The following is a 24,778-nucleotide window of genomic DNA, read 5'->3' on the forward strand; positions in this document are numbered from 1 at the left end:
CGCCCTGGTCGCGACGGGGGGCAACAGCCGCGCCGCAACCGGAGGACCAACCCATGACGGACCATCACATCGGCCGTATCGTGCCCAGCTCGAACATGGCCATGGAAACCGAACTGCCCCACGGAGCGGTCCCGCCGCTCTGCGGTCGGGGGTTGAACGGCGGCAGTGACGGGGTGACCAGCTCCCACTGAACAGTGTGACTGTTCGGACCAGGCTGCTCTCCCCTTGGCACCAAGTCAGTCTTCCCCGGCCTCGCCTATACAGCGATGTCCGCCACCGCGCGACAGCAGTACCGCGACGGCGCCATCGCCCTGGCCAAGACGTTCAGGCGTGTCGCTGACAAGTACGGGTTGATGTTCCTCGTCAACGGTTCATGGTCAGGCAGCACGGGTGGGGGCTACCCCGACAGATGGAAGCACGGTTGCGCCCTCGCCGACGGCACCATCATTGAGCACCATCCGGCGGACGCCTACCACCTCAATTACGCCACATCGACGCAGTGGGCCAAGCGCTCGCCGGTTACGAAGGGCACGTCATTCCACTACGTGATTGCTCGGACGGATGCCGAGCGGGACGCCTGGCGCAGGTCCGGGGCATGTGCCTTCGTATCTACCCAGAACCACTACGGACGGGCCCCGGCGCCGTATTCTCCGCTGCGCCCTACCGGGCTGCCCACGCGGAGGCGGTGAGGGAGGCGGCACCCGTGCATCAACGTACCGTTGTGGTGGGGCTCCCGCCTCGTCCGGGCCGTTCTCGCCGTCCACCGCGTTCACGTACCGTGACGCCCATCTTCGTCGCCAGGGTGGATGACCAAAGGCGGCCGTGGTCGTTGCGGTGCCTGCGTGGCTGATCATGCGAGTGAGAGCGATGCAGGCGGGGCGGGCCCCTGGAGTGTGCGTCCGGAGGTGCTGGTGAACGAAGACCCGGACCGCGTCAGGGAGTTGCTGGAGGGCTCCCGACTGCCGGTGGCGGTGTACGAGGCGTCGGGAGATGTGCACCGGCGGGCAACGGCGGGAGTGCGGCGGCAGTTGCTGGCGCTGGACGCCGCCCGGTACGGGCAGCGGCAGCTGGCGGAGGACATCGGCGAGGTAACGGTCGAACAGGATGACGACACGCCGTGGGTGGTGCGGTGGGGGACCGGCACTGAACTGGACTCCCGGCAGCTGTACGCGCTGCCGGTGCCGGCCGCGGTGTGTGTGGTGGCGACCGCGGTCGTGGAGGGCCGTGGACTCGCTGTCGCCGGCTGCGAGGACGGCACGCTGCACTGGTGGGATCTGGCCACGGGCAGGCGGCTCGGCAAGGCCGTGACCGGTCACCCCGGCGCCGTGCGTGCTCTGGCGACGGCGGTGTTGGACGGCCGTCCCGTCGCTGTGACCGGCAGTTCCGACGCGGTCGTCCGGCTGTGGGACCTCGCCGTGGGAGAACAGGTCGGCGTGTTCCCCGCCGGGGCCGATGCCTGGGTCCGCTCGCTCGCCACCGGGCTGGTAGAGGGCCAGCCGGTCGCGGTCAGCCTCAGCGGGGACGGCGTGGTACGGGTGTGGGATCTGGCTGCCCGCACACAGCGCGGCGGGCCCTGGACCAGTCAAACCGGCGCCGTCAGCGCAGTGGCGACGGCGGTGTTGGACGGCCGTCCCGTCGTTGTCACCGGCAGCCCCGACGGGACCGTCCGGGTGTGGGACCTGATCGCGGGACGGGAGACCGGCTTCGTGCTGCGGCACGCTACGCGGGCGGTGTGCCTCCTGGTGACGGGCCCGGCGTACGACCCTCCTATGGCCGTCAGCTCCGACGGCTGGGATGTGCGCATCTGGAACCTGGCCACGGGCGAGCAGATCGGTGAGCCCCTTTATGTGCGGTTCATGGACTCGGGGGCCACGGCGATGCTCGACGGCCGCCCCGCCGCCGTCGTCGCGTACAGCGTCTCGGGCAAGGTCGACGTGTGGGATCTGTCTGCCCACAGGCATCTCCGCCCGCCCCATCTGCCGCATCTGCGCCTACCCCTGCTCGGCCACAGAGATACCGTGCGGGGAGTGGCGACGGCGGTGGTGAAGGGGCGTCACCTCACTGTCTCTGGTGGCGACGACAGGTCGGTACGGATCTGGGACCTCGACGGTGAAAGGGAGGCGGGCAGTCCGCTGAGTGGTCACGCGGGCCCTGTGCGAGGGGTCACCACGGCCGTCGTGGACGGCCGTCCCGTCATCCTCACCGGCGGCTGGGACAAGACGGTGCGGATCTGGGACCTCGACGGCGGGGGACAGCTCGGTGAGCCCCTGACCGGCCACACCAGCGACGTGCATCTGCTGACGGTGGGGATGGTGGACGGACGGCCCACCCTCATCACGCGCGACCGGCACGAGGCGGTGCGGATCTGGGACCTGACCACCCGGGAACAGCTGCACGGACGGTCGACGACGGAGTACACCAGCCCGAACATCGAGTTCTTCGCGGCACTGGACGGCCGTTTCGTCGCCGTGACCGGCCAACGCGTGTGGGACCTGACCGCGCGCCAATGGATCGGAGTGGAGCCGCAGGAAGGGTATGCCCTGGCACTGGAAACGCTCGAAGGTCGCAACGTCATCCTGACCGGCCGCGCGGCGGAAACGGTTCATCTGTGGGACATGGCCACGGGCGAACGGCTGGGGCCGCCCATGACGGGACACACCAGCCGGGTGCGGGCAGGGGCGGCGGGGATGCTGGACGGCCGCCTTGTCGTCGCCGCCGGAGGCGACGACGGAACCGTACGGGTGTGGGACGTGACCACGGGGCGGCAGACCGGCGCGTACACCTTTCCCGCCCGCATCTGGGGCCTGGCGGTGGCACCGGGCGGGCGGCTGGTGGTCGGTTTCGGCTCGGACATCACGGTCCTGGCCCACCGCTGACCCTGTGTCAGGTGGACGCGGACACCAGTCAAGCGTGGTGGTCCGGAGCCCGCCTCTCCTTCGTGCAGGTCGGCCGCATCCCTCACCCGGTGAACCGGCCGGTGAATCGACGTCTTCGTGGTGAGGGCTCGCGAGCGGCTCCCGGACCTATCGGCCGGAAGAAGGTCGGTGCCGAGGAAGTCGCCTCCGGTGACCGGCTCTTGGCGGCGGCTGGGTATTCGTCGGCCCTAACCTGCCGCACGGCCTGAACAGCATGCTGCTACATGGCACTTGGTTCGCTGTTCGTCATCGGCACCCCGCATACAGGAGACAGCATGGCCGACAGCAGTCACGGATACGTCAGGGACCGGCGCGGATGCCGCCATTGGGGCCCGCAGGGCGCCGCGGGGCTTCTCCTGCGCCAAGGCCCTCGATTCCTGCTTCAGCGCCGCTCCTGGCGGGTCCACCACGGCCGCACCTGGAGCATCCCCGGCGGCGCGCTGAAAGCCGGTGAAAGCCCGTGGGACGGGGCCCGCCGGGAATTCGCCGAAGAACTCGGCAGCGTTCCGGCACTGTGTCCCGTCCTCACCTTCGTCGACGACCACGGCGGATGGGCCTATCACACCGTCGTCGCGGACGTCATGGAGCCGTTCTTCCGGCACCGCGGCGACGGCGAAGGCGTCGCCCACAGGTGGTACATCCCCGTCGAGATCGACTCGCTGCGCCTCCACCCCGGATTCGCGGCCACTTGGCCTCAGTTGATCGGCGAGCTGGACGCAGCCGGACGATGAGACTCACGGTCGAGTGGTAAGCGGCGTCCTGGTCGTGAGGCGGCAGGTGTCGTTACGGCCGGATTCGGCAGGGGCGTCCGCCAGGGTCGACACAGTCCCGTCCATATCCCGGGTATCGCCGAGGTAAGCCGACAAGGGCCGCGCGATGATCTTGAAGCCCCGACCGCCTGGCCCTCACCCGGTCGGCTCAACCTCGTTTGGTGGCGATGTTGGCTGTCGTCGGCCAGGCCCCTCGAAGTCGCCGTTGTCGCCGTTCTGGTGTGTGTCACGTACTCGCCCCGGGTGTTGACGGCTGCCAGGCGCGGTGGTCCGCTGTGGCGACATGTCTCGGACTCTCGCCACGAGGGGGCTCCCCGTCCGTACTGAGCCCACCAGCTGAGAAGCGAACGCGGGGTTCGGTACTGCCGAATGAATGATGCCGGTTTGATATCGGGACTCTTCTCGGCTCTGCCGAACCTGGGGAAGACGGGCTGCTGGACATGAGTTGCTCCTCGGAGAGAATCACGAGCGATCGAAAAGCGGTCGGCAGCCAGGACGGTGTCTGAGCGCAGGTGGCCGGACAGGAGGGTCGGGGGCTATGTCTCGTCCTCATGCACGGTGTCGGCTGCTGCCGCCTGCTCGAGGTGGTGAGCGGCTTGGATATTGCCGGTGCGGCGCAGGCCGGTTGCGACGCGGTGGGCAGTGGCGCTGAATCGGTTCGCGGAAGGGGCGTCCGTTGCGCGGGCGTCGGCGCTGATGGCGAGGACGTGGAGGACCAGTGTCGGCCACCAACCTGCATTGTCCGGCGGTATCGGACCTGCACGGCGTGGCGGGGTCGGCTTCGGTTCGACGGCTGATGCTGCCAGGCTCAGTGCGTCGATGACGAACGCGAGCGCCGCCTCTGCCAGGGCGGGTTCGCGCTTCAGCGAGGACAGTGCGGCCTCCGCCACCGCGGGGTCCATTGCGATGTAGTCGGAGCGGTGCAATTCCGAAGATCTCCGGAACATGTCGAACGTATGGAGCAGGCCGAGCTCGCGTAGTGCTTCGATGGTCTGTCGTTGCTCGGGTTCAGCATGATCTAGCGAGGAACCCCGGGCCTTCAGGCCCGGGAGGAATCGCTTCTCTGGAATGCTCTGACCCGCAGCTCCTCAAGAAGCGCTCCCGGAAAGAAGCCCGTCACACCGCCAACGTCAACCACGTCATCTCGAAGAAGATCGTCACCTCCGCTGAACGCACCGGCTCCGGTATCGCCCTGGAAGACCTCACGGGTATCCGAAGCCGGGTACGGCTCCGCAAGGACCAGCGGACCTCTCTGCACTCGTGGAGCTTCCACCAGCTCGCCTCCTTCGTGGAGTACAAGGCGAAGCGTGCCGGGGTGCCGCTGGTGTACGTCGATCCGGCGTACACCAGCCAGCAATGCTCCGAGTGCGGTCACATCGACCGGCGCAACCGTCAGTCACAATCAACATTCGCGTGCCGGTCCTGCGGTGCCCTCATGCACGCGGACGACAACGCGTCCCACAACATCGCCCGCAAGGGCGAGACCGTGTGGACTGCGGGGCGTGAGTCACGCGTCCCTGCCACCCCATAGGGTGTCTGGACGGAGGAGCCAACCCAGCAGCCAGTCGGGCGCTACCTCCAAGCCCGGTCCTTTAGGACCAGGTCAAGTTGACTCATTGCTGCTGTACCGCCTGTGGGGTCTCCTCGTTCTCCCGTGAGCAGAGGGCACTTGACTTGGATCACGGTGGTCCATCGCCCCCAGGCGGCTGGGTCGCTGATGCGTGAAGTGACGATGATGCCGGCGGGTTGGTGGCTGGGGCGGCGCGGGAGGCCCTCGGGGAGGATTTCAGTGGGGGAGCGGAGGATCCCGGTGGGGGACTGAGCTCTTGCCAGCAGCTCTGGATCGTCGAGTCCGTCGAGCACCAGCGTCCACCGATGACGTCGTGCGAGCTGCTTCAGGACCAAGTCGTTCAGTGCCACACCACTGTCCTGGGCGGCCGTCAGCGTGTCCGGCTTGATGTTGATTTGGAGAGCGGTGTTCATCAGACCCGTTGCGAGTGACGCTTCATCGCGGGCACTGATCCAGTGGATTTGACTCCAGGCGTTCCAGGGGTACGGATCCCAGTTGTGGCCGCCAGCGTAGGTGGCATCGAGTGCGAGGGTCGTCTTGCCCGATCCTGCCGGGCCGACGAAGGCCCGAACAGGAAGACGTCGGCTGACGAGGCGGAACCAGTCGGAGCGGGACTGTTGCTCTGCTCGCCCCCGGCTTCGGCGGTGGCGCATCCCACGGACTACGGCAGGGCGCTCTCCAGTCCCCTGGGTGAAGGGGGACAGGTACTCAGCTTGTTCTTTATCTTCGAGCCTCGAACGGGCTTCGAACTTGAGGAAGGTTTTCGCAGTTCACCGGCTATGTGAGCGGCCTTCGCGCGATCGTGTGCCGTGTTGAGTAAGGCATCTGATCAGCACGAAGGCCGTGGACATGAGTCTGCTCTTATCCGGGCCCCGGCGGGAGGCGTTCGCGCAAGCGTCACGCTTCAGGGGCAAGTTCTATGCGTGTCTGACCGCTCGGCGCGATGAACTGTTTGAGCTCACCGACGCGGTGCTGTGTGCCGACGGCCCGGTGAAGTCGCCCGTCGACCTGACGCTCCTGCCCGAACACCGGCGTGGGCACGGGGCGTTGTACGGCGGGCTCAACCGCGGCCGGATCGATGTCGGACGGCTGCGGGCGGTGCTCGCGGGACTGCCGCTGCCGCGTTTCCCGGACGGTCGGCTCGTCCTGGCCGTCGATGTGTCGCCATGGTTGCGCTCGGATGCGCCATGCTCGAAGGATCGGCTGTTCTGCCACGTCTACGGCCGCGCGAAGAGCGCGTCGCAGTTCATCCCGGGTTGGCCGTACTCCTTCGTGGCCGTGCTGGAGCCCGGCCGCACCTCCTGGACCACCGTCCTGGACGTCGTCCGGCTCGGACCCGTCGACGACGCCACCGCCGTGACCGCCGCCCAGCTGCGGGCCGTGGTCGAGCGGCTCGTCGCTGCCGGCCAGTGGACGCCGGGCCAGCCGGACATTGTGATCGTCGGTGATGCCGGATACGACATCACGCGCCTGGCCTGGGTCCTTCGCGACCTGCCCGTCGAGGTGGTCGGCCCGATCCGTTCCGACCGGGTCATGCGGCTGCCGAAGCCGCCGCGGGTCTACGACCCCAAGGGCGGGCGTCCGCCCAAGCACGGCAAGGAGTTCCGCTTCGCCAAGCCGGACACCTGGCCGGAGCCTACGATCACGACGATCACGGACACCACGAACTACGGCAAGGCCCAGACACAGGCCTGGGACCGGGTCCACCCGCGCCTGACTCATCGCTCGGCCTGGCTCGACCACCAGGGCGAACTACCCCTGGTCGAGGGCACATTGATCCGACTGAAGGTCGAGCACCTCTCGAAGGAGCGCGAGGCGCCGCCGGTGTGGCTGTGGTCCTCGAAGACCGGTGCCAGCCTCGCTGACGTCGACCGTTGCTGGCAGGTGTTCCTGCGCCGCTTCGATCTGGAGCACACATTTCGCTTCGTAAAGCAGACCCTCGGCTGGACCACCCCGAAGGTCCGCATTCCCGAGGCAGCGGACCGCTGGACCTGGATCCTTGTCGCAGCTCTTGCCCAGCTGAGGCTAGCCCGCCCTCTCGCCCAGGACCTCCGCCGCCCCTGGGAGAAACCAGCCTTGCCCAACCAGCTGACCCCGGCCCGGGTCCGCCGGGGGTTCAGGAACATCCGCGCTCACATCCTCTGCCCGGCCCGTGTTCCCAAACCCAACGGCACCGGCCCCGGTCGGCCACCCGGAGCCAAGAACAAACACCGGGCACCCCGCTACGACGTCGGCAAGACCGTCAAACGCGCCGAGACCCTCGCCGAACTCCACGCGTCTCGAAGATAAGGAACAAGCTCAGGCAGTTCGAACCCATTCGGCAGAGGGTGGGCCGGCGGATCCATCAAGCGACTGCTCCTTCACAACAATTGAACCGGATCTGCGGCAGGTGTCTGCCGTCACCACCTTTGAGGGATTGGACCGAGCTGCAGAAGTACACGGGGCTTGTGCCGTTCGTCACTCGGTTCGGCGGAGAACGTGGGCAAGGGCGATGCGGGACGACACATGGAGCTTGCGGTAGACGCGGGTCAGATGCGAGTCCACGGTGCGGGGGCTGAGGAAGAGCCGCTCGGCGATCTCCCGGGAGCGCAGACCCGAGGCCGCGAGTTCGGCAATCTCGCGTTCACGGTCGCTGAGCAGGCCGAGGAACCGGTCAGCCCGGCGAATTTCCGACAACTGCGTGCGTACGCGAGCCACTTGATCCCCCACCAGCACCGTACCGAAGGTGCGGGCGACCGCCTCGGCCGTGTCAAGCCATTCCGTGGCCACCGCCCGGCCCTGGGCCGCATCGGCGGAGGGGGCCCCCGTCGCCAGGGTCCAGGCGTGCTGGACCAGCATCTCGGCGCGCCGGAAGCCCTCCGCCGACAGTTCGAACAGCTTCGCCGCGGCGTCGTGTTCGCCGTCGGCCACGTGGATCAGGGCACGTGCCCGGCGGACACACGCTTCTTGGACCGGGAGGCCCAAATCGTCGGCTTCCGTCTCCGCGCGTCGGACCAGGCGGCGGGCCGCCTCGGCGTTGCTGCACTTCAGCGTGGCCGTCGCCATCAGGGCGAGGAGCGATGGCCGGAAGGCCGGCTGGACCAGGGGAAGTTCGTCGCCGCCTCCGCCGTCCAGGAGGGTCCGCAGACATCCGGCAGCGTCCCCGCCGAGCAGTTGCGTCTGGGCCAGCGGGCCGATCGCCGAAGTGGCCCACCAGCCCTGCCCCAGCGAGGTGGCGCTGACGGCCCGCTTGGTGAGGGCGATCGCCTCGTCGGCGTACTTGCGTCCCCGGGCCCAGATGAGTGCCGAGGCACGCAACGCCGTGGCCAGCCTTACCCCGTCCGGCGCGCCGATGGCACGGGCCAGGGTCTCGGCCTCCCGGGCCCGGCGCTGTGCGTCCTTCAACCGGCCGGTCCACTGATCGAGTATCGAGAGCCCGAACAACTGGTGCATCAGGACGTCCTTCTGCGCGCCGCTGCCGGCAGCCACCACCCCCCGGCTCAGGTGACGGAACGCGTCCGGGAACCGCTCTAGATAGATCTCGGCGCAGCCGAGCAGAGCGAGGGTTTCCGGCATGTGTCCGGCGACGGAGTCGGGCATGGCGTCCACGAGCCGGGCGCAGCGGGTGACCTCTGGGGCGGCCTCGTCCAGGTTTCCGATGTGGGCGTCGCAGCACGCGGCGAGGATACCTATCGCGGTCCGGGCGGCGTCGTCGGCACCGCTCCGCGCATGGGATGCTTCGCGGAGCAGGGCGCGCGCTTGACCATGATTGCCGCGCAGTATGTGGACCAGACCGAATGCGAAAATCAGCTCGATGGCCTCGGCGGTCAGTGGATCGGGCAGCGGTCGTGGCAGCAGGCCGAGAGCGGCACGGGCCATCGCTTCGGCTTCCTCGTACCGGCCGAGCCGCCGTTCGGCGTCGGCGCAGACCGCGTGGGCCCGAAGGCGCTGCTGTTCGGTGAGGCCCGAGCGGTGGTCCCCGAGCATGTCGTGGGCGAGGGTGCGGGCCTCTTCGAGACGTCCGGAGGCGATCAGTGCGCGGCAACGGGCGAGTTCCAGCGTGGCTCGGGGCGTTGACGATTGCCCGCCGTCGGGCAAGGGTTCCAGCGCCAGGCCGAGCCACCGTGCCGCGGTCGCCGGAGCCCGCGCGACGATCTCCGCCGCGGCCTCGGCGAGCGTCCGAGACGCGATGGCACCGTCCGTGCCCAGCAGGTGCTCGGCGTGGCGGGCTCGTTCGGATGCGCGGCCGCCACGGGCCACAAGCCCCTCAATGGCGCGACGGTGGGCGCGCAGCCGAAAGGACAGGTCGGCGCTCTCGTGGGCGACATGGCTGATGACACGGTGCCGGAAAGCTAGGCGCCCGCCCCAGTTGGCAGGTCGCACCAGGTCCTCGCGGTGGAGTTCAGCGAGTGCGTCCAAGGTGCGTTCCAGACCTAGCCCGGAAACCTGGGCGACGTCCTCCGGCCGAAAGGGACAGCCGAGTACCGCGGCTGCCCTCGCAGTGATAGCGGTCTCCCGGTTCAGCGCGTCAAGTTCGGTGATCAGCGCCGTCGCCTCGCGGAGCAGCCCGTCCGTATCGGTTCCCGCGTGGTCGGGCCAGTGGTCGGGGTGCCAGCCTGCCGCCATGAGTATGCGCACGTAAAGCGGGTTGCCTTCAGCTGCAGCGCACAACTGCTCTGCGAACTCATAGGCATGGGTCACGCCCCGCGGCTCCGGACTCCCGGGCGTTCGCCGGGTCTCGAACAGGGCAGCCACCGCCTCGGCGTCCAGGGGATCGGGCGCAATACGGGTTACGGTGCCGGCCCGCACGCCGTCGTCCAGCGCCTGCAGCAGCGCCGGGCCGATCTGCCGGGGGCGATGTGCCAGGGCGAGAAGGAACGGGCCGGGGACCGGAGACCGGACCAGCTGGACGGCCAGTTCTGCCGAAGCCTGGTCGCACAAGTGCAAGTCGTCCAGCAGTAATACGCTACCGGTGACGCATCCCTTGGCCAGTTCATGCACCGTGCGGAGCAGTTCCTCCTCGCCGTCAGCGCTGCGCCGCAGGCAGGACTGGGCGCGCCAGGCGTCCCGGAATACCTGATACGGGGTGGTGCTCCCGCGTACTGCGTGGGCCCGGGCCACTGGCAGACCGCGCTGCACTGCCAAATCCGCCAGTACGCCCGCCAGGTGGGTCTTCCCGATGCCCCGCTCTCCGGTGATCTCCACCACGGAGCCCTCGCCGTTCCCCAATGCCTCCACAATTCCCATGAGTTGGCCGATCTCGACTTCCCGTGCCGCTGGCAGGACTCCGGGCCTCTGCGGTGGTACGGCGAACATGGGCACCCCCTATCCCTTCGCTATCGGGGCATCGTCGCCCGACTGAGTGTGGTCAACCCGGGGGCGCGGTGTCGGCGGCCGCCTGGATGACGTGGTGTGCGCCCCGGGGATGGCCAGCACGAAGCAGATTGATCGCTACTTGGTTGGGGGCGCGTCAGTGAGGCGGTCCACCTGGCCGGGGGTTGCCTGCGTGGTGGGCGTCGCTGCTGATGGCGTAGATGTGCGGCGCGAGTCCCGGCCACCAACGCGGCTGTGTCGGGTCGTCAGGGGCAACTGCTTGTACCGCGCAGTGCAGCGTGTTGACGACGGTTCCCAGGCGCCAGCGGAGGGCCGCGGGCGGCCAGCCTCCCCCTCGGCTGCACGTCGGCCGGTGCTTCGGCGAACGGCGCCTGGCCCGGGGCGATCTCGTTGATGGTGGTCCATCGCCCCCACGCTGCCGGATAGGTGCCCGTGATGTGACGCTGATTCGACCCAGGTAGTGACGAAGGCCGCGCGGAATCTTGAAGCACCGCAATGGGGTCCTCGATGTGGTCATTACCAGTAGTGACCTGAACGTACTCGCTGTGGCGTGCAAGCGCAATATTGCGAGGTCTTGGCCATTCAGAAATGTGCAGCCCGGCCCCGCCGGTGGCGGATCAGTGGTTGGTAAGCGACGTACGGCTGGTAGCGGTCGGCGCGGAACCACGTATTCGTCCTTCGTAAGTGGCTTGGTGGATTGGCTCGGTTATGGGTGGATGTTTGGTGATGTGGGTGTGCACTGTTTTGGCTGTCCGGCGTCTGCATCGTGCAGGGTGGCGGGCGTGTGGGGTGGAGGGCGCTTGACCGAGTGTTGAGAAGTCTAAGGATCGTTGAACAATTCTTCAATATGGCGAGCTTGCGTTTCCGGCGTGAGTGCGCACACCGCCGAAGTGATCCTGGCCGAGATCGGCGCGGACATCACCCGCTTCCCCTCGGCCGCCCCTCGCGCCTGGGCGGGGGTTGTGTCCAGGTAACTACGAGTCCGCGGGCAAGAGCCCTTCAGGCCGCGCCCGTCCCGCTGACCCCTGGCTCAACGGGTTGCTCGGCCAGGCCGCGATCTCCGCCTGCCGCACCAAGGACACGTGTCTCGCGGCCCGTTATCGACGCCTGGTTTGCCGCCGGGGCCGCAGACGGGCCCTGGTCGCCCTGCAGCATTCCATCCTCGTCTCGATCTGGCACATGTTCACCCGCGACAAGGAGTAACCGGCATGGTCGACCTGAACGGCTACCCGGCCGGCACGCGCATCATCGTCCGGAGGGAACGTCCGCACCCCGGCGCCCAGCTCTCGCTGTTCGACCAGGACGAGGGCCTGCGGCATCAGGTGTTCCTCACTGACACCCCGTTCACCAGCGGCTCCGCCCAGTTCCTCGAAGTCCGCCACCGCGGGCATGCCACCGTCGAGGACCACATCCGCATGGGCAAGACCACCGGCTTCGGCCGCTTCCCCTCCCGCCGCTTCACCATCAACTCGGCCTGGCTCGAACTCAGCCTCGCGGCAATCGATCTCCTGGCCTGGACGCGCGTCCTGCTGCTGGACGGCGAGCTGGCCGCCGCCGAACCAAAGAAGCTCCGCTACCGGCTGCTGCACGTCGCCGCCCGCCTCACCCGAGGCGGCCGCCGTCTCCGCCTGCGGATCTCCGCAACCTGGCCTTGGAGAAACGAGCTGGTCACGGCCTTCCACCGCCTCGCAGCACTGCCCCGCCCAGCCGACTGATCAGCCCCCACCTGAAAACCTACGACCCGAAGGACCTTGGAGAACCCGACCACCGCGCCGGGACCATTGCATGCCCGCGAAACAAAAACGCGTCAGACACTCAACAGCTGACGATCACCAACGCCTCGCCGTCACAACCGAAACAGCGAGGCTAATGCTGGAAGCGGCGAGCAAAGAGTTCATCGAACAGCGGCCCCGCGCGGCTTCATCGAGGAGTGGGCGGTACGCGCCCTTGAACGGCGCGGGCTGGCCGACCGGCTGCTGGAACATGCGCAGGCGCATAGCGAGTGCGAATTCCGATTCGCGGGCGAGCGCCACAGGTTCCGGTACAGCGAGCTGTCGGGGCACCGTCACTTCGTCTATCCACAGCCGCTGTTGGTGACAGACCTTGTGCACAAGTACGCGGACGACGCGGGCGGCGACATCCGCTTCGGCGTACGCGATGTCGAACTGCACGCCATCGACACGGAGCGGCCCTCGGTGTCCTATACGGACCCGGAGACGGGCGAGCGCCGACGCATCGACTGCGATGTCATCGCGGGCTGCGACGGCGCACGCGGCGTGACGCGCGCCTGCCTGCCGCCGGAACACACCACCGTCGCCCGGCACGACTACGGCGTCGGCTGGCTGGCTCTCCTCGCGGAGGCACCGCCGTCCTCCGACTGCGTCGTCTTCCGCGTCCTCCGCGCGGCTTCGCCGCCCATATGGCCCGAAACCCCCAGGTCACCCGCTACTAGCTCGAGTGCCCGCCCGGCGACGACCCGGAGAACTGGCCGTACGAGCGGGTGTGGTCCGAGCTCCACGCCCGGCTGTCGGTGGACGGCACCCGGCCGCTCGCCGAGGGACGGCTCATCGAGAAGCGGGTGCTGGACACGCACAACTACGTTGTCGAGCCGATGGCGTACGGGCGGCTGTATCTGGCGGGCGACTCGGCCCACCTTGCGGCGCCGATCGCCGCGAAGGGCATGAACCTCGCGCTGGACGAGGCCACAAGATCGGCGGGCGTACGGATGCGTCACCGGCGGTACCCCGGTGCACCGCCGAGCCGACCTTGCACATCCATATCAGAAAAACCTGTCGCCAGAGTTTCAAGTTCTATCCACCATGAGATACATGTTCTAAGTCGACTCAGAGCCCGGTTTTCCGCGAAACAGCGAGGTAGCCCTGTGAAACTCACGATCGACGACGCACATGCCCCCTTGTTCACCATCGGGCAGGTGTCGGACATGCTCAGCGTCGAGCAGGCATTTCTGCGGCGCCTCGATCAGCAGGATGTCGTGCGCCCGGCACGATCCCAAGGCCGACAGCGCCGGTACAGCCGCCACCAGATCGATCAGGTGGCCGAGGTGCGGGCCCTGATGGGTGAGGGGCTGACCCTGGCCGGTGTCCGCCGGGTGACCGAGCTACAGGCACGAGTGGTCGAGCTCGAGGCCGAACTCGCCCAAGAGCGGGCGCGCCGGCCACCCCGAACGGGCACCGAGCCGCGCTGAGGGAGCAGCGCCGCCAGGATGGCGGAGAGGAGCCAGATCCGTGGCGGCGGCGTTTCTGAGCCATATTTTCGCCTCGGGCGGGCACGCGGGAGGTACGGAGACGGCAGCGCTGCTGCCTCGGCGAGGACACTGGAGACGTTGAGAAGGATCGGCAGCTTCGGGCGTCGCCCGGGGCGGAGCTCGGGGCTGGGCAAAGATGGCGGCAGACGGACGGAGGCCTGGGATGTGTGCGATCGAATCCTTCCCGGGCGACCCCGCCCGGCCGGCGGGAAGCACGTCCCAGCCGGGCGGCCTGTTGGATGTACTGAGCGTCGCCGCCGTGGTGCTGGATGCGGACGGCCGGATCGTGCTGTGGAGCCCGCAGGCCGCGGAGTTGTTCGGGTACACCGCCGACGAGGCACTCGGCCGGTACGCAGGCCGCTTGCTGGTGCATGAGCAGCACCTGGAACTGGTGCGCCGCCTGTTCGCCGAGGTCATGGCAGGCCATGGGGGCTGGGCAGGTGTCTTTCCCGTGCGGCACAAGGACGGCAGCACGCTGCTGGTGGAGTTCCGCAACATGCGGCTGGAGGACGACCGGAAAGACCTCTACGCCCTCGGCCTGGCCACCGAGCAGACGACGTTGAGGAGCGTGGAGCGGGACCTGGCGCTGTCCACCCGGCTGATCTCTCAGTCCCCGATCGGGCTGGCAGTCGTGGACACAGATCTGCGGTACGTCATGGTCAACCCGGCGCTTGAGCGCATCAACGGTCTGCTCGCTGCCGAGCATGTTGGCCGGCATGTCCGTGAGGCAGTGCCGTTCTTGGACACCGAGGCCATCGAGTCCGCAATGCGCGAGGTCCTCGCCACCGGCATTCCGATCCTTGACCGGGAGTTCGTTGCGCGCACCCCGGCCGACCCGGACCGAGAGCACGCCTGGTCAGTCTCGTTCTACCGGCTGGAGTCCTCCAGCGGGAGAGTACTTGGGCTGGCCAAATCAGTCGTCGACGTCACCGAGCGGCACCGCGCCACGTCCGAGGCTGCCCAGGCTCGGCAGCGCCTCTCGCTCGTCGCCGACGCATCCATACGTATCGGCACCACGCTGGACCTTGACCAGACTGCCCGTGAACTCGCCGCGGTGTCGGTACCCGAGCTGGCCGACGTAGCCGCGGTGGATGTGCTCGACAGCGTCCTGAACGGCCGCTCGGCCGTCGCGATGCACCAAGGCCCCGCGGTATTCCGCGCGCTCGCCGTGGCCGCCTCGTACCCCACCGATGCCGTACGCGCAGCTGATCAGCCCGGTGAGGTCGCCAGGTACGAGGCCGACCGGCTGGTCACCCACTGCGTGAATACCGGTCGCCCAGTCCGCGTGTCCCGGGTGCAGCGCGACGATCTGTCGCGTATCGCCAGCAGCCCCGAAGCCGCCGCGTTGCTGGCCGACGCCGGCGTGCACTCTTACCTGGCCGTGCCACTGATCGCTCGCGGCGAAGTCCTTGGCGCCCTGGACCTGAAGCGCACCCGCAATCCGGAGCCGTTCAACGCTGACGACGAGGTCCTGGCCGGCGAGCTCGCCGCTCGGGCTGCCGTGTGCATCGACAACGCCCGCTGGTACCGGCAGGTGCGCAACACCGCCCTCACCCTCCAGCGCAGCCTTCTCCCGCAGCAGCCACCGGACCAGCCCGGCCTGGAGATCGCCTACCGCTACCAGCCCGCCGAGGCCGCGATTGAGGTCGGCGGCGACTGGTTCGACGTCATCCCACTGACGGGCGACAAGACCGCACTCGTTGTCGGCGACGTCATGGGCAGCGGCATCAGCGCGGCCGCCACGATGGGTCAACTCCGCACCGCGACCCGCACCCTGGCCGAACTCGACCTTGACCCTGCCGACGTGCAGCGCCACCTCGACCGCATCACCGATCGCATGGGGCAGACCATCACCACCTGCATCTACGCCGTCTACGACCCGTACCAGGGCCAGTGCCTCATCTCCAGCGCCGGACACCTCCCGCCCGCCCTCGTACGCCCCGGCCGGCCCCCCGAACTGCTCGACCTGCCGACCGGCGCCCCGCTCGGCGTCGGCGAGGTCGCCTTCCACACCACCACGGTCACTCTGCACCCCGGCGACGAGCTGGTCCTCTACACCGATGGCCTCGTCGAGACACGCGACCAGGCCATCGATGAACGTCTGGACGCTCTCCTTGCCCTCCTCGCCAAGCCCCAGCGATCCCTCGAGGAGACCTGCGACGTGCTCCTGCATGCGTTGCGCCAGCCGGGAGACCACGACGACGTGGCCCTGCTCATCGCCCGAGTGCGCCCCAGTGCCGTGACCGGGGAGACGACGGCGACCTGACGCCTGCCGCGCGCGAGCCCTCGCCATTGCTCACAGTGGGGTATGAGCACAGACGACAGGAGCATCCTGGACAGCGCACGCGTCGCGACCAGGCTGCCCGCCCAGGACCTGGAGCGAGCACGGCGGTTCTACTCCGAACAGCTCGGTCTCGAGCCGGTGGACGAGCGGCCCGGTGGGCTGCTGTATCGCTGCGGAGGCGTGGACTTCGCCCTGTTCCAATCGGCGGGAGAGTCACCCGGCACCTTCACGCAGATGGGGTGGGAGGTCGACGACATCGAGGCGGTCGTGTCGGAACTCAAACGGCGCGGCGTGGTGTTCGAGGAGGTCGACCTGCCCGGGCTGCGGACCAGGGATGGGATCGCCGAGATCGACGGGAACTACCCGAGCAAGGGCGCAAGGGGTGAACGCGGCGCCTGGTTCCGCGACAGCGAGGGGAACATGCTGGGTGTCGGAGAGCTGGTCGTTTGAGCGGGCCGCCCGGCTCGGAGAACCGGGCGGCCCGCACCCCGCTACGACGTGGGTAAGACCGTCAGAAACCGGACGGCGCGAGCACGGCCTTGTAGTGCGTCAGGTCCCACGCATTGTGTCCGTACCCGATGGAGATGAAGATGTCCGAGGTCCGGCCGCTGAAGTTCGCCGTCTTCGTCGTCCAGACACCGTTGCACTCGCTGAAGTCCTTGCTGCCATGCTCCCCTGCGACTCTCGCCCGGGCGCAGACACCGTCGGTGCGGGAGTCGAGCAGCTGGAACTTCACCGTCTGCCAGTAGGAGCCGTCGATGATGTTCTTCCCCCACGTGACGGTGCAGTTCCGGATCTTCGCATGGACCACTCCGCTGGAGTCCTTGCTCTCCAGAGTGCCGCAGCTGACGGTCTGCCTACGGTCACCGTCATCGGCAACCGCCGCGGCCGGCAGCAGCAGGACCCCGCCGATTCCGACGGCCGTCAGTGCGGAGGCCGCAACGGCCCTCAGAGACGTCTTCTGCAGACGTTCAGACATTTGCTTTCCCCCTCAACTCTCAGAAACCGGACGGCGGCGTGACGTTCGTGCTGATCTTGCCGTACGTGGAGTTGGTGCCGTAAGCGACCCTGATGAAGATGTTTGTGGTCCGGCCGCTGAAGTTCGCCGTCTTCGTCGTCCAGACGCCGTTGCACTCGCTGGACGACGCGCTGGCCCCGGTCTCGGACGCTATGACTCGTGCCCGAGCGCACACACCGTCAGTGCGGGAGTCAAGCAGCTGGAACTTCACCGTCTGCCAGTAGGAGCCGTCGAAGATGTTCTTCCCCCACGTGACGGTGCAGTCCCGCAGCCTGGCATGGGTCACTCCCGCTGCGTCGTTGACCCACAGGGATTCGCAGCCGACGGTCTGCCTACGGTCGCCGTCGTCGGCGACGGCCGCGGTCGGCGCGACCGCGGCCCCGGTGAGCGTCGCGGCCAGTGTCAGGGCGGAGACGGCGACGGTCTTCGCCCGGGACAGCGCGCGCCCTTCACGACCAACAAGAGGCCCGGAGAGCCGAGATGGTTCGCGGTGCTGCAGAGGCCCTCGGATCGAAAACACATGCTTGACGGTCGGTGGACGGTTCTGCATTGAGTCCTCCCCTGATTCACTTCGAGCGATCGCCCGGAGTGTCGATCGGTTCTTCACCGGCTCCACCGTGTGCCGGAGACGGCTTGCCAGGAAGGCGTGGCGGCGTCGGACAAACAACACCGGACAAAAAACCGGCGTTCGCGACGGCAGCACGATGACCGGGCGCTGATCCGAACCGCTGTGACTCGCAGCGACAGCCGGCCATTCGGACTTGGTTCGCGCGCAGGACTGTGCGCAGTTGGGCGGCGAACCGGTCCGGGTCCTCGGCGAAGCCGGTGTGGTCGCCGGGGAACATGGTCGGCTCGATGCCGAGTGCTGCCGCGAGCGCCTTCGACGGCCGGTCGCAGACCTGCCCGGCCGAGTCGTTGCCGATGCCGATGCCGATGCCGATGCCGACCACGATGCGGGTACTCGCCGAGCGCAGGGCGGACAGGTCGGGCTGCCAGCGGACGGTCGCGCGCAGCTCGTGCTCGAACCAGCGGCGCTCGTCTGCGACCTGCTGCGGATCCCGTTCTCCTCCGAACATCGCCTCGCATGCACCCTCGGGCAGGGTGATGTTGGCCTGGGCAAAGAACTTCGCCCAGCCCCCCGTCACGTCGCCGGAGAGGTAGGTGGCGATGATGTCCTCAGTCTGGGCGTGGCTCTGCTCGCGGTCCTCGAGCAGCTCCTCCACCGGAGGCTCGGTGGGCGACGGCGGTGTGCACCTGCTCGGGGTGGGTCTGTACGAGAGCGAGCGCGGTGACGGCGCCGCCGCTGGAGCCCAGGACCACGGCCGGGCCGGCGTCGAGGTGGCTCAGGAGCCGGGAGAGGTCGTCGGCCCGCAGCTGCGGGGTCGAGTCCTGGTCGGGGTCGTCGACCGGGCTGCGGTTGATGCCCCGTGGGTCGGTGGTGAGCACGGTGTGGTCTACGGCCAGAAGATCGGCCAGCGGCGCGAAGGCCCTGGCGTCCATCGGGGCGCCGACCAGCACCACAAGGGGACCCTCGCCGCGCACCTCGTAATGCAGACGCGCGCCAGGGACCTTGAGGGCCCGGACTGTGGCGGGAGCGGTCGAAATGGAGGTCATGCGTCCTCCTGAAACGGGGGCGGTCATCCGCCGTCGAAGACTCTGTGGAGCCGGAGGCATTCCTTGCCTCTCACCCTTGCGTCGAATGGGAGAGGGCGGGATCGACAGCACCACCGGAGCTTTTCCGGGACTGTCTGCGAGCGGCCATCGATCGCTGCGCGTCACAACCGCGCCGCCGCCCTCTGCCGACTTGTCGAACTTGCGTACTGAATACGAGTGTTGGCCCTAACATGACCGCTGCCCTCCTTGATCGCTGTCCGGCATCCGGGGTCACAGGCCGGGCTCTGGCGAACGCATCCAGTGCCGTCCGGCCCCATCGCCAGGTACAACTACCTGCGTGGAGGTTCGTGTGGGGCGTCCGGAAAAACCCCTGGACCCGGAAGCCGGTTCCGTCCAGCGCCTTGCGTGGCAGCTACGCCGGCTGCGCGAAAGGGCCGGCAGTCCGAGCTATCGGGCCCTGGCTCAGCGGGCGCACTATTCGGCGAGCACGCTGGCGGAGGCCGCCAAGGGCGACCGGCTTGCCTCACTGGCGGTCACCCTGGCCTACGTCGACGCGTGTGGCGGCGATCGGGCCGAATGGCGGGCCCGGTGGGAGGCAGTGGCCGCCGAGGTGGATACGGCGGCCTCGGCCGAGCCGACGCCGGACGAGGCGCGCTGCCCCTATCAGGGGCTGACGCCGTTCCAGAGTGAGCAGGCGGAGTGGTTCTTCGGCCGTTCCCGGCTGGTCGGCCGACTGCTGGAGCGGGTCGAGCGGCTGCCACTCGTCGGAGTCTTCGGGGCTTCGGGGAGCGGGAAGTCCTCACTCCTGCGCGCCGGGCTGCTGGGAACTATCGCCGAGGGCCGCCAACCGGAAGGACGGTGGCGGACCATGCTGTTGACCCCCACCGAGCATCCGCTCGACGCACTGTCCGACCAGGTGGCGAAGTTGTCCGGCCAGGATGTCCATCGTATGCGGGAGGAGCTGCGCAGCGATCCGGCCGCGCTGGACATCGCGATCCGCGGCGCCCTGGTCTCTGGCCCGCCTGAGACCAGGGCGCTGCTGGTCGTGGACCAGTTCGAGGAGCTGTTCACCCTCTGCGCCGACCAGAGTGAACGCAGCCGGTTCGTCGCCGCGCTGCTGGATGCCGCCCACGGCCCGGACCGTCGCACCACAGTGGTGCTCGGCGTGCGTGCCGACTTCCTCGCGCAGTTCGCCCAGCATCCGGATCTGCTGGACGCTCTGGGAGAGGAAGCGAAGCTGCTCGTGGGGCCGGTGTCCGGCACCGAGCTGCGGGAGATCGTCCTCCGGCCTGCCGCCCAGGCGGGGTGGGGCGTGGAACCGGACATGCTCGCCACCGTGCTCGCTGACGCGGCCGAGGAACCGGGCGCCCTGCCGCTGGTTTCGCACGCGTTGCTGGAAACCTGGCACCGGCGCAAAGGAGCGACCCTCACCCTGTCCGCGTACCAGGCCAGCGGCGGCGTGCGCGGAGCAATCGCCCAGACCGCCGACCGCGTCTACAGCGAGCTCACCGCAGAGCAGCAGCAGGCCGCTCGAAGGATCTTCCTCAGACTCTCCGCGCTGGGTGACGGGACCGGGGACTCCCGGCGGCCCATTGCCCGCGCCGAACTCGACGGTGTCGTCGAGGAGGCGGGTGCCGACGAGATCCTGGGCCGCCTGGCCGAAGCACGCCTCGTCGTCATCGGCCGGGACACGGTGGAGATGGCCCATGAAGCGCTGATCCGGGCCTGGCCCCGGCTGCATCGATGGCTCACCGACGACCGGGCGAACCTCATCATCCACCGACGGCTCACTGAGGCCGCCCACGCCTGGAAGTCGCTGGACCAGGACGCCGGGGCCCTGTACCGGGGCGCTCAGTTGCTCGCCGCGTGCGACTGGGCCAGGGACCATCCCCGGGAGCTGAACCAGCTCGAGGACACCTTCCTGCGCACCAGCAGCGCTCAGGAAACCACCGAGCAGGACAGCGCCCGGCGTCATGCCCGACTTCTCAAGCGCCTCATCGCGGGCATCTCCGTACTCCTCGTGCTCGCGGTACTGGGCGGGGGCGTGGCCGCTTGGCAGCGGCAGGACGCACGCCGACTGCAACTGGACGCCCTCTCAGGCGAGTTGTCCCTGCAAGCGCGGTCGCTCCTGGCCACCGATCCGGACCTGGCAGGCCTACTGGCCGTCGAAGCGGACCACTTGCACCCGAACGCCGCGACCCGGGGAAGCATCCTGAGCGCCGCGGCGGCGCCGCGGCGCACCGAACTCAACATCAGCGGCCCCGCCGTGTACACCGTCGCGTTCAGTCCGGACCATACGCTGCTCGCCTCCTCGAACGGCGACGGCACGATCGGTCTGTGGGACTCGGTGCGCGGCACCCGGATCGCGTTTCTGCGAGGACACACCGGCCGGCCCATGAAGGTGGCCTTCAGCGGCGACGGGAAACGTCTCGCCTCCACCGCAGTCGACGGCACCTCCGGCTCGCTCATCGTCTGGGACGTCCGGACGCGCCGGCCCATGACCAGGCTCGCCGAGCATCGGATCGGCCCGGGCATGGCCCTCAGTACGGACGGTACGAAGATCGCGATCGGAGTCGGAGACGGCGACATCGCCCTGCACGACCTGACCACCGGGTCTCGCCGCCTTCTCCGCGGACAGGGACACGGTCCCGCGGTCGGGTCGCTGAGTTTCAGCCACGACGGCAAGCTTCTGGTTTCCGCAGACGGAACGCGGGACCCGGTCGTCTGGGCCGTCAAGACCGGCAGACCGATTGCCTCGCTGCCCTCCGAACACGTCGCCCAGGTCGCCTTCGCCTCTTCCGGACGCATGCTCGCGGCCGCCGCCGACGACCGGGGGGTGTACCTGTGGAACCTCGACCGGGAGCGGCCAGCCGCTCTGCCGCGACTGCCCCTGCCGGATTCCTTCGGATGGGCCATCTCCGCTCCCGTCGGCGGCCGGCTGGCCGTGGCCGACGAGAACGGCACAGTCACGATATGGGACCTGCGGCGTCGCGCGCCCGTGCACACCTACCAGGACAGAGGCCGCACCGAGACGGTCTCGGTTGCCCTCAGCCGCGACGGTGCAATGCTCGCCTCCGCCGGATTCAACGGGACAATTGTGCTGCACGATCTGCGCAACGCCCCGTTCAGCGGATTCGACGCACAGATGAAAGACGTCAAGGTCAGCCCGGACGGAACCGTGATCGCCACTGCCGGCAGCGACAGGACCGTCCGTCTCTGGGACACCCGGGGGAAGCAACTCACCACCCTGAGCGGGCACCCCGACCAGGTCCAGGCCGTCGCGTTCAGCTCCGACGGACGCCTGCTGGCCTCGGTGACGCGGAACAACATCGTCACGATCTGGGACGTCCGGCGCCGACTGCGCGCGGCGGAACCGGTACCTACCCTGGGAGTCGGCGCCTCCACCGACATCGCCTTCGCTCCCCGTGGCCGGCGCCTCCTCGCTGCCGCCACACTCGGACTGTTCGTCTGGGACGTCCACGACCTGACGTCGCCGCCCCTGAAGACGTCGAAGTATCAGCCCCGCCTGGCCACCTCGCTCGTCTTCACCCCCGACGGCCGTCGCCTTGTGGCGGCCAGCACGGGGGGCTTCCTCAACGCGTGGGATGTCGCAACCGGTGAACTCCTCGCCAGGGACAAAACCGGCCAGGGCGCCGTGCAGGACGTCGCCGTCAGCCCTGACGGCAAGCTGCTCGCCACCGCCGGTGACAGCCGGACGGTCAAGCTCTGGAGTGCCACGGACCACCGGGAGCTCGCCGTGCTCAGCGGACACACCGCCCCCGTGCAGGTCATCGCGTTCAGTCGGGACGGCCGCACCCTCGCCTCCGCCGGTGACGACCACTCGATCATCGTGTGGGACATCGCCGCCCGGCGCTCCCTCGCCACGCTGAACGGGCACAGCGCCAGAATCCGCGGACTCGCCTTCACCCCTGACGGCGCCCTGGTCTCCGGCGGGGAGGACGGCAGGATCATCCGATGGCCCCTGGACCTGCATGACGTCAAGGATCGCCTCTGCGCTGCCGTCGGTCGCAGTCTCACCCGGCAGGAGTGGGCGACCTACCTCCCGTCGGTTCCATACCAACCGACCTGTCGTTCCCGGTCGCGTCGCTGAGGCGGACCGACCCGGACCTGAAACGCCGTCACGCCGCTGTGACTCGCATGGCGGTGGACGGCGGGCCGCCTTCGCCCTGGGCGGAATTCAGGGCAGCCGTACCTCGACGCGTAGACCGCCCCCGGGCCCGGGTTGGGCAGTGGCAGTGGCGGTGCCGCCGTGGGCGGTGGCGATGGAGCGCACGATGGACAGGCCCAGGCCATGGCCACGGTCCGCTCCTGCGCCGGTGCGGTCCCGGCCGTGGCCCCGGCGAAACGGTTCGAAGAGCGTCTCGACGGTGTCGGGCTCCACCTCGGGTCCGGTGTTGGTCACGGTCAGGCGGCCACGGGAGAGGGCCACCTCGACGCGTCCGTCCGGTTGGTTGTAGGCGATGGCGTTGCGCAGCAGGTTCGCCGTCAACTGGCCGAGCAGGACCCGGTCTCCCGGTACGGGCGCGGGCGACCGCTCGGCCTCGACAGTGACCACGACGCCCGCCTCGGCGGCAACAGCCCCGCAGGAGGCGACCTCCTCGGCGACCACGTCCAACAGATCCACGGTCTCGTGGGTCTCGATGCCCCCCTCGCTCTGCGCCAGGAGCAACAGCCCTTCGATGAGCTGCCCGTTGCGCCGATTGGCGTCCAGGAGGGACTGTCGCACCCGGGCCAGTTCCTCGGGGGTCGGGTTCTCCAGGCCGATCTGGAGGGCTGCGCGCTGCGCGGCGAGCGGGGTACGCAGTTCGTGGGAGGCGTTGGCGATGAAGCGGCGCTGGCTGTCGAAGGAGGTTTCAAGGCGGGCGAGGAGCGCGTCGAAGGTGTCGGCGAGTACCGTGAGTTCGTCCCGCGGGCCGTCGAGAGCAATGCGTTCGTGCAGGTTCTCCTGGGAGATCCGGCGGGCCCTGGACGTCATGGAGTGCACGGGCCGCAGCACCCGCCCGGTGATCCACCAGCCGACGCCGACGGCGAACACCGCCATCACGAGCAGAGCCGCGCCCGACCAGAGCAGGACCTGCCGGGAGGCGAAGTGGGCGAGCTCGAGGCTGACCGTTCCGGCATCGGACGGCGGGTTCCCCTGCGGCACCATCCGTGGCCTGCGGTCCATCAGCTCGTTGGCCTTGGCCATGGCGTCCGCCCGGGACAGGAAGTAGACGAGGGCCAGCAGGATGCCGCCGAGCAGGACGAACACCAGGCCGTAGACGGCAGCGATGCGGGTACGGACTGTGGCCCGGTGCGCGCGCGCCCGCCCCCCGCCCCGCCCCCGCACCGCACGTGCCGTCAAGCCCCTCACAGCGCGTACCCCACGCCCTGTACGGTCCGGATCAGGGGCGGTTCGCCGAGTTTGCCGCGCAGCTTGCTCATGGTGACGCGGACCGCTGAGGTGAACGGGTCGGCGTGCTCGTCCCAGGCACGCTCAAGGAGTTCCTCCGCGCCGACCGGGGCCCCGTCGGCCGCCAGCAGCAGATGCAGTACGGCAAACTCCTTCGGCGTGAGATCAAGCACCCGGCCGTCCCGCGTGGCGGTGCGCTGCGCGGTGTTGAGCACCACCCCCGACTTCTGCAGTACCGGCGGCAGGGGCGGTGCGCTGCGGCGGCACAACGCGTGGACCCTGGCGATGAGTTCGTCGTACTCGAAGGGCTTGGCGAGATAGTCGTCGGCCCCCAGGTTGAGGCCCTGGACCCGGTCGTGCAGACCGTCGGCCGCGGTGAGCATCAGGATGCGGGTCCTCGCCCCCGAGCCGGCCAGGTCGGCGGCGACAACATCCCCGTGCACCCCGGGCAGGTCCCGGTCCAGGACCACGACGTCGTAGTCGGTCACCTGGAGGCTGTGTGCCGCCTCGGCTCCGTCGTGGACGGTGTCCACCGCGAATCCGTGGCGGCGCAGCCCGAGGGTGACCATCTCGGCGATCAGCGCGTCGTCCTCGGCGACAAGTACCCGCATGTCGT

Annotated in this window: 18 protein-coding genes and 3 pseudogenes; 13 read left to right on the top strand and 8 right to left on the bottom strand. The window is 68.8% G+C overall.

Annotated features, from left to right (window positions below; genetic code table 11):
- Positions 1-53: 53 nt before the first annotated feature.
- From QFZ67_RS02605 to QFZ67_RS02620, 4 genes are all read left to right on the top strand, one after another.
- The gene (locus QFZ67_RS02605; RefSeq protein ID WP_307659450.1) at positions 54-191 is read left to right on the top strand and encodes a hypothetical protein; all 138 of its coding nucleotides are present in this window, start codon (positions 54-56) and stop codon (positions 189-191) included.
- Between the two features lie 75 nt (positions 192-266).
- Positions 267-689, top strand: a complete 423-nt coding sequence (locus QFZ67_RS02610; protein WP_307659451.1) for a hypothetical protein — start codon at positions 267-269, stop codon at positions 687-689.
- Between the two features lie 222 nt (positions 690-911).
- Positions 912-2,876 (top strand): WD40 repeat domain-containing protein, encoded by a 1,965-nt coding sequence (locus tag QFZ67_RS02615; protein ID WP_307659452.1) that lies wholly within the window; start codon positions 912-914, stop codon positions 2,874-2,876.
- Positions 2,877-3,190: 314 nt separating this feature from the next.
- Positions 3,191-3,646: an NUDIX domain-containing protein gene (locus QFZ67_RS02620; protein ID WP_307659453.1), complete on the top strand. Its 456-nt coding sequence runs from the start codon at positions 3,191-3,193 to the stop codon at positions 3,644-3,646.
- Between the two features lie 575 nt (positions 3,647-4,221).
- Here QFZ67_RS02620 and QFZ67_RS02625 read toward each other — a convergent pair.
- Positions 4,222-4,611, bottom strand: coding sequence for a hypothetical protein (locus QFZ67_RS02625; protein WP_307659454.1), 390 nt, complete (start codon positions 4,609-4,611; stop codon positions 4,222-4,224).
- Positions 4,612-4,772: 161 nt separating this feature from the next.
- Here QFZ67_RS02625 and QFZ67_RS02630 point away from each other — a divergent pair.
- Together QFZ67_RS02630 and QFZ67_RS02635 are read left to right on the top strand one after the other, a co-directional pair.
- Positions 4,773-5,216 (top strand): annotated as a pseudogene (locus QFZ67_RS02630) (RNA-guided endonuclease InsQ/TnpB family protein); the annotation flags it as partial.
- An 888-nt stretch (positions 5,217-6,104) separates the two neighbouring features.
- Positions 6,105-7,544, top strand: coding sequence for an NF041680 family putative transposase (locus QFZ67_RS02635; protein WP_307659455.1), 1,440 nt, complete (start codon positions 6,105-6,107; stop codon positions 7,542-7,544).
- A 168-nt stretch (positions 7,545-7,712) separates the two neighbouring features.
- Here QFZ67_RS02635 and QFZ67_RS02640 read toward each other — a convergent pair whose 3' ends face one another.
- Positions 7,713-10,550 (bottom strand): LuxR family transcriptional regulator, encoded by a 2,838-nt coding sequence (locus QFZ67_RS02640; RefSeq protein ID WP_307659456.1) that lies wholly within the window; start codon positions 10,548-10,550, stop codon positions 7,713-7,715.
- Between the two features lie 978 nt (positions 10,551-11,528).
- Between QFZ67_RS02640 and QFZ67_RS02645 the strand changes: the two genes are divergently transcribed.
- From QFZ67_RS02645 to QFZ67_RS02670, 6 genes and pseudogenes are all read left to right on the top strand, one after another.
- Positions 11,529-11,771, top strand: coding sequence for a hypothetical protein (locus QFZ67_RS02645; RefSeq protein WP_307659457.1), 243 nt, complete (start codon positions 11,529-11,531; stop codon positions 11,769-11,771).
- Positions 11,768-12,283: pseudogene (locus QFZ67_RS02650) on the top strand (transposase); the annotation flags it as partial. The gene QFZ67_RS02645 and the pseudogene QFZ67_RS02650, both read left to right, overlap by 4 nt.
- Positions 12,284-12,434: 151 nt before the next feature.
- Positions 12,435-13,272 (top strand): annotated as a pseudogene (locus tag QFZ67_RS02655) (FAD-dependent monooxygenase); the annotation flags it as partial.
- A gap of 177 nt (positions 13,273-13,449) precedes the next feature.
- Positions 13,450-13,773: a MerR family transcriptional regulator gene (locus QFZ67_RS02660; RefSeq protein WP_307665708.1), complete on the top strand. Its 324-nt coding sequence runs from the start codon at positions 13,450-13,452 to the stop codon at positions 13,771-13,773.
- Between the two features lie 223 nt (positions 13,774-13,996).
- Entirely contained in the window at positions 13,997-16,099 is a 2,103-nt protein-coding gene (locus tag QFZ67_RS02665; protein ID WP_307659458.1) for a SpoIIE family protein phosphatase, read from the top strand.
- Between the two features lie 42 nt (positions 16,100-16,141).
- A complete protein-coding gene (locus QFZ67_RS02670) occupies positions 16,142-16,567 on the top strand; it encodes a VOC family protein (RefSeq protein WP_307659459.1) in 426 nt (141 codons plus the stop codon).
- Positions 16,568-16,628: 61 nt separating this feature from the next.
- Here QFZ67_RS02670 and QFZ67_RS02675 read toward each other — a convergent pair whose 3' ends face one another.
- The 4 genes from QFZ67_RS02675 to QFZ67_RS02690 are packed head-to-tail and all read right to left on the bottom strand — an operon-like array spanning position 16,629 to position 18,749.
- Positions 16,629-17,096 carry a hypothetical protein gene (locus QFZ67_RS02675; RefSeq protein ID WP_307659460.1) on the bottom strand — a complete coding sequence of 156 codons (468 nt, stop codon included), beginning with the start codon at positions 17,094-17,096 and terminating at the stop codon, positions 16,629-16,631.
- A gap of 19 nt (positions 17,097-17,115) precedes the next feature.
- Positions 17,116-17,685 (bottom strand): hypothetical protein, encoded by a 570-nt coding sequence (locus QFZ67_RS02680; protein ID WP_307659461.1) that lies wholly within the window; start codon positions 17,683-17,685, stop codon positions 17,116-17,118.
- Positions 17,686-17,701: 16 nt separating this feature from the next.
- Positions 17,702-18,358, bottom strand: coding sequence for a hypothetical protein (locus QFZ67_RS02685; RefSeq protein WP_307659462.1), 657 nt, complete (start codon positions 18,356-18,358; stop codon positions 17,702-17,704).
- Complete coding sequence (locus QFZ67_RS02690) at positions 18,312-18,749, bottom strand: alpha/beta fold hydrolase (RefSeq protein ID WP_307659463.1); 438 nt, start codon at positions 18,747-18,749, stop codon at positions 18,312-18,314. The genes QFZ67_RS02685 and QFZ67_RS02690 overlap by 47 nt, the downstream gene beginning before the upstream one ends.
- A gap of 349 nt (positions 18,750-19,098) precedes the next feature.
- On the opposite strand from QFZ67_RS02690, the gene QFZ67_RS02695 reads away from it, so the two are divergent.
- Entirely contained in the window at positions 19,099-22,860 is a 3,762-nt protein-coding gene (locus QFZ67_RS02695) for a helix-turn-helix domain-containing protein (RefSeq protein WP_307659464.1), read from the top strand.
- Between the two features lie 87 nt (positions 22,861-22,947).
- Here the strand turns inward: QFZ67_RS02695 and QFZ67_RS02700 are convergent, their stop codons facing one another.
- Together QFZ67_RS02700 and QFZ67_RS02705 are read right to left on the bottom strand one after the other, a co-directional pair.
- Entirely contained in the window at positions 22,948-24,114 is a 1,167-nt protein-coding gene (locus QFZ67_RS02700; protein WP_307659465.1) for a HAMP domain-containing sensor histidine kinase, read from the bottom strand.
- A 5-nt stretch (positions 24,115-24,119) separates the two neighbouring features.
- Positions 24,120-24,773 carry a response regulator transcription factor gene (locus QFZ67_RS02705; protein WP_307659466.1) on the bottom strand — a complete coding sequence of 218 codons (654 nt, stop codon included), beginning with the start codon at positions 24,771-24,773 and terminating at the stop codon, positions 24,120-24,122.
- Positions 24,774-24,778: the final 5 nt, after the last annotated feature.

It is taken from the genome of Streptomyces sp. V1I1, assembly GCF_030817355.1.
Taxonomy (GTDB): Bacteria; Actinomycetota; Actinomycetes; order Streptomycetales; family Streptomycetaceae; genus Streptomyces.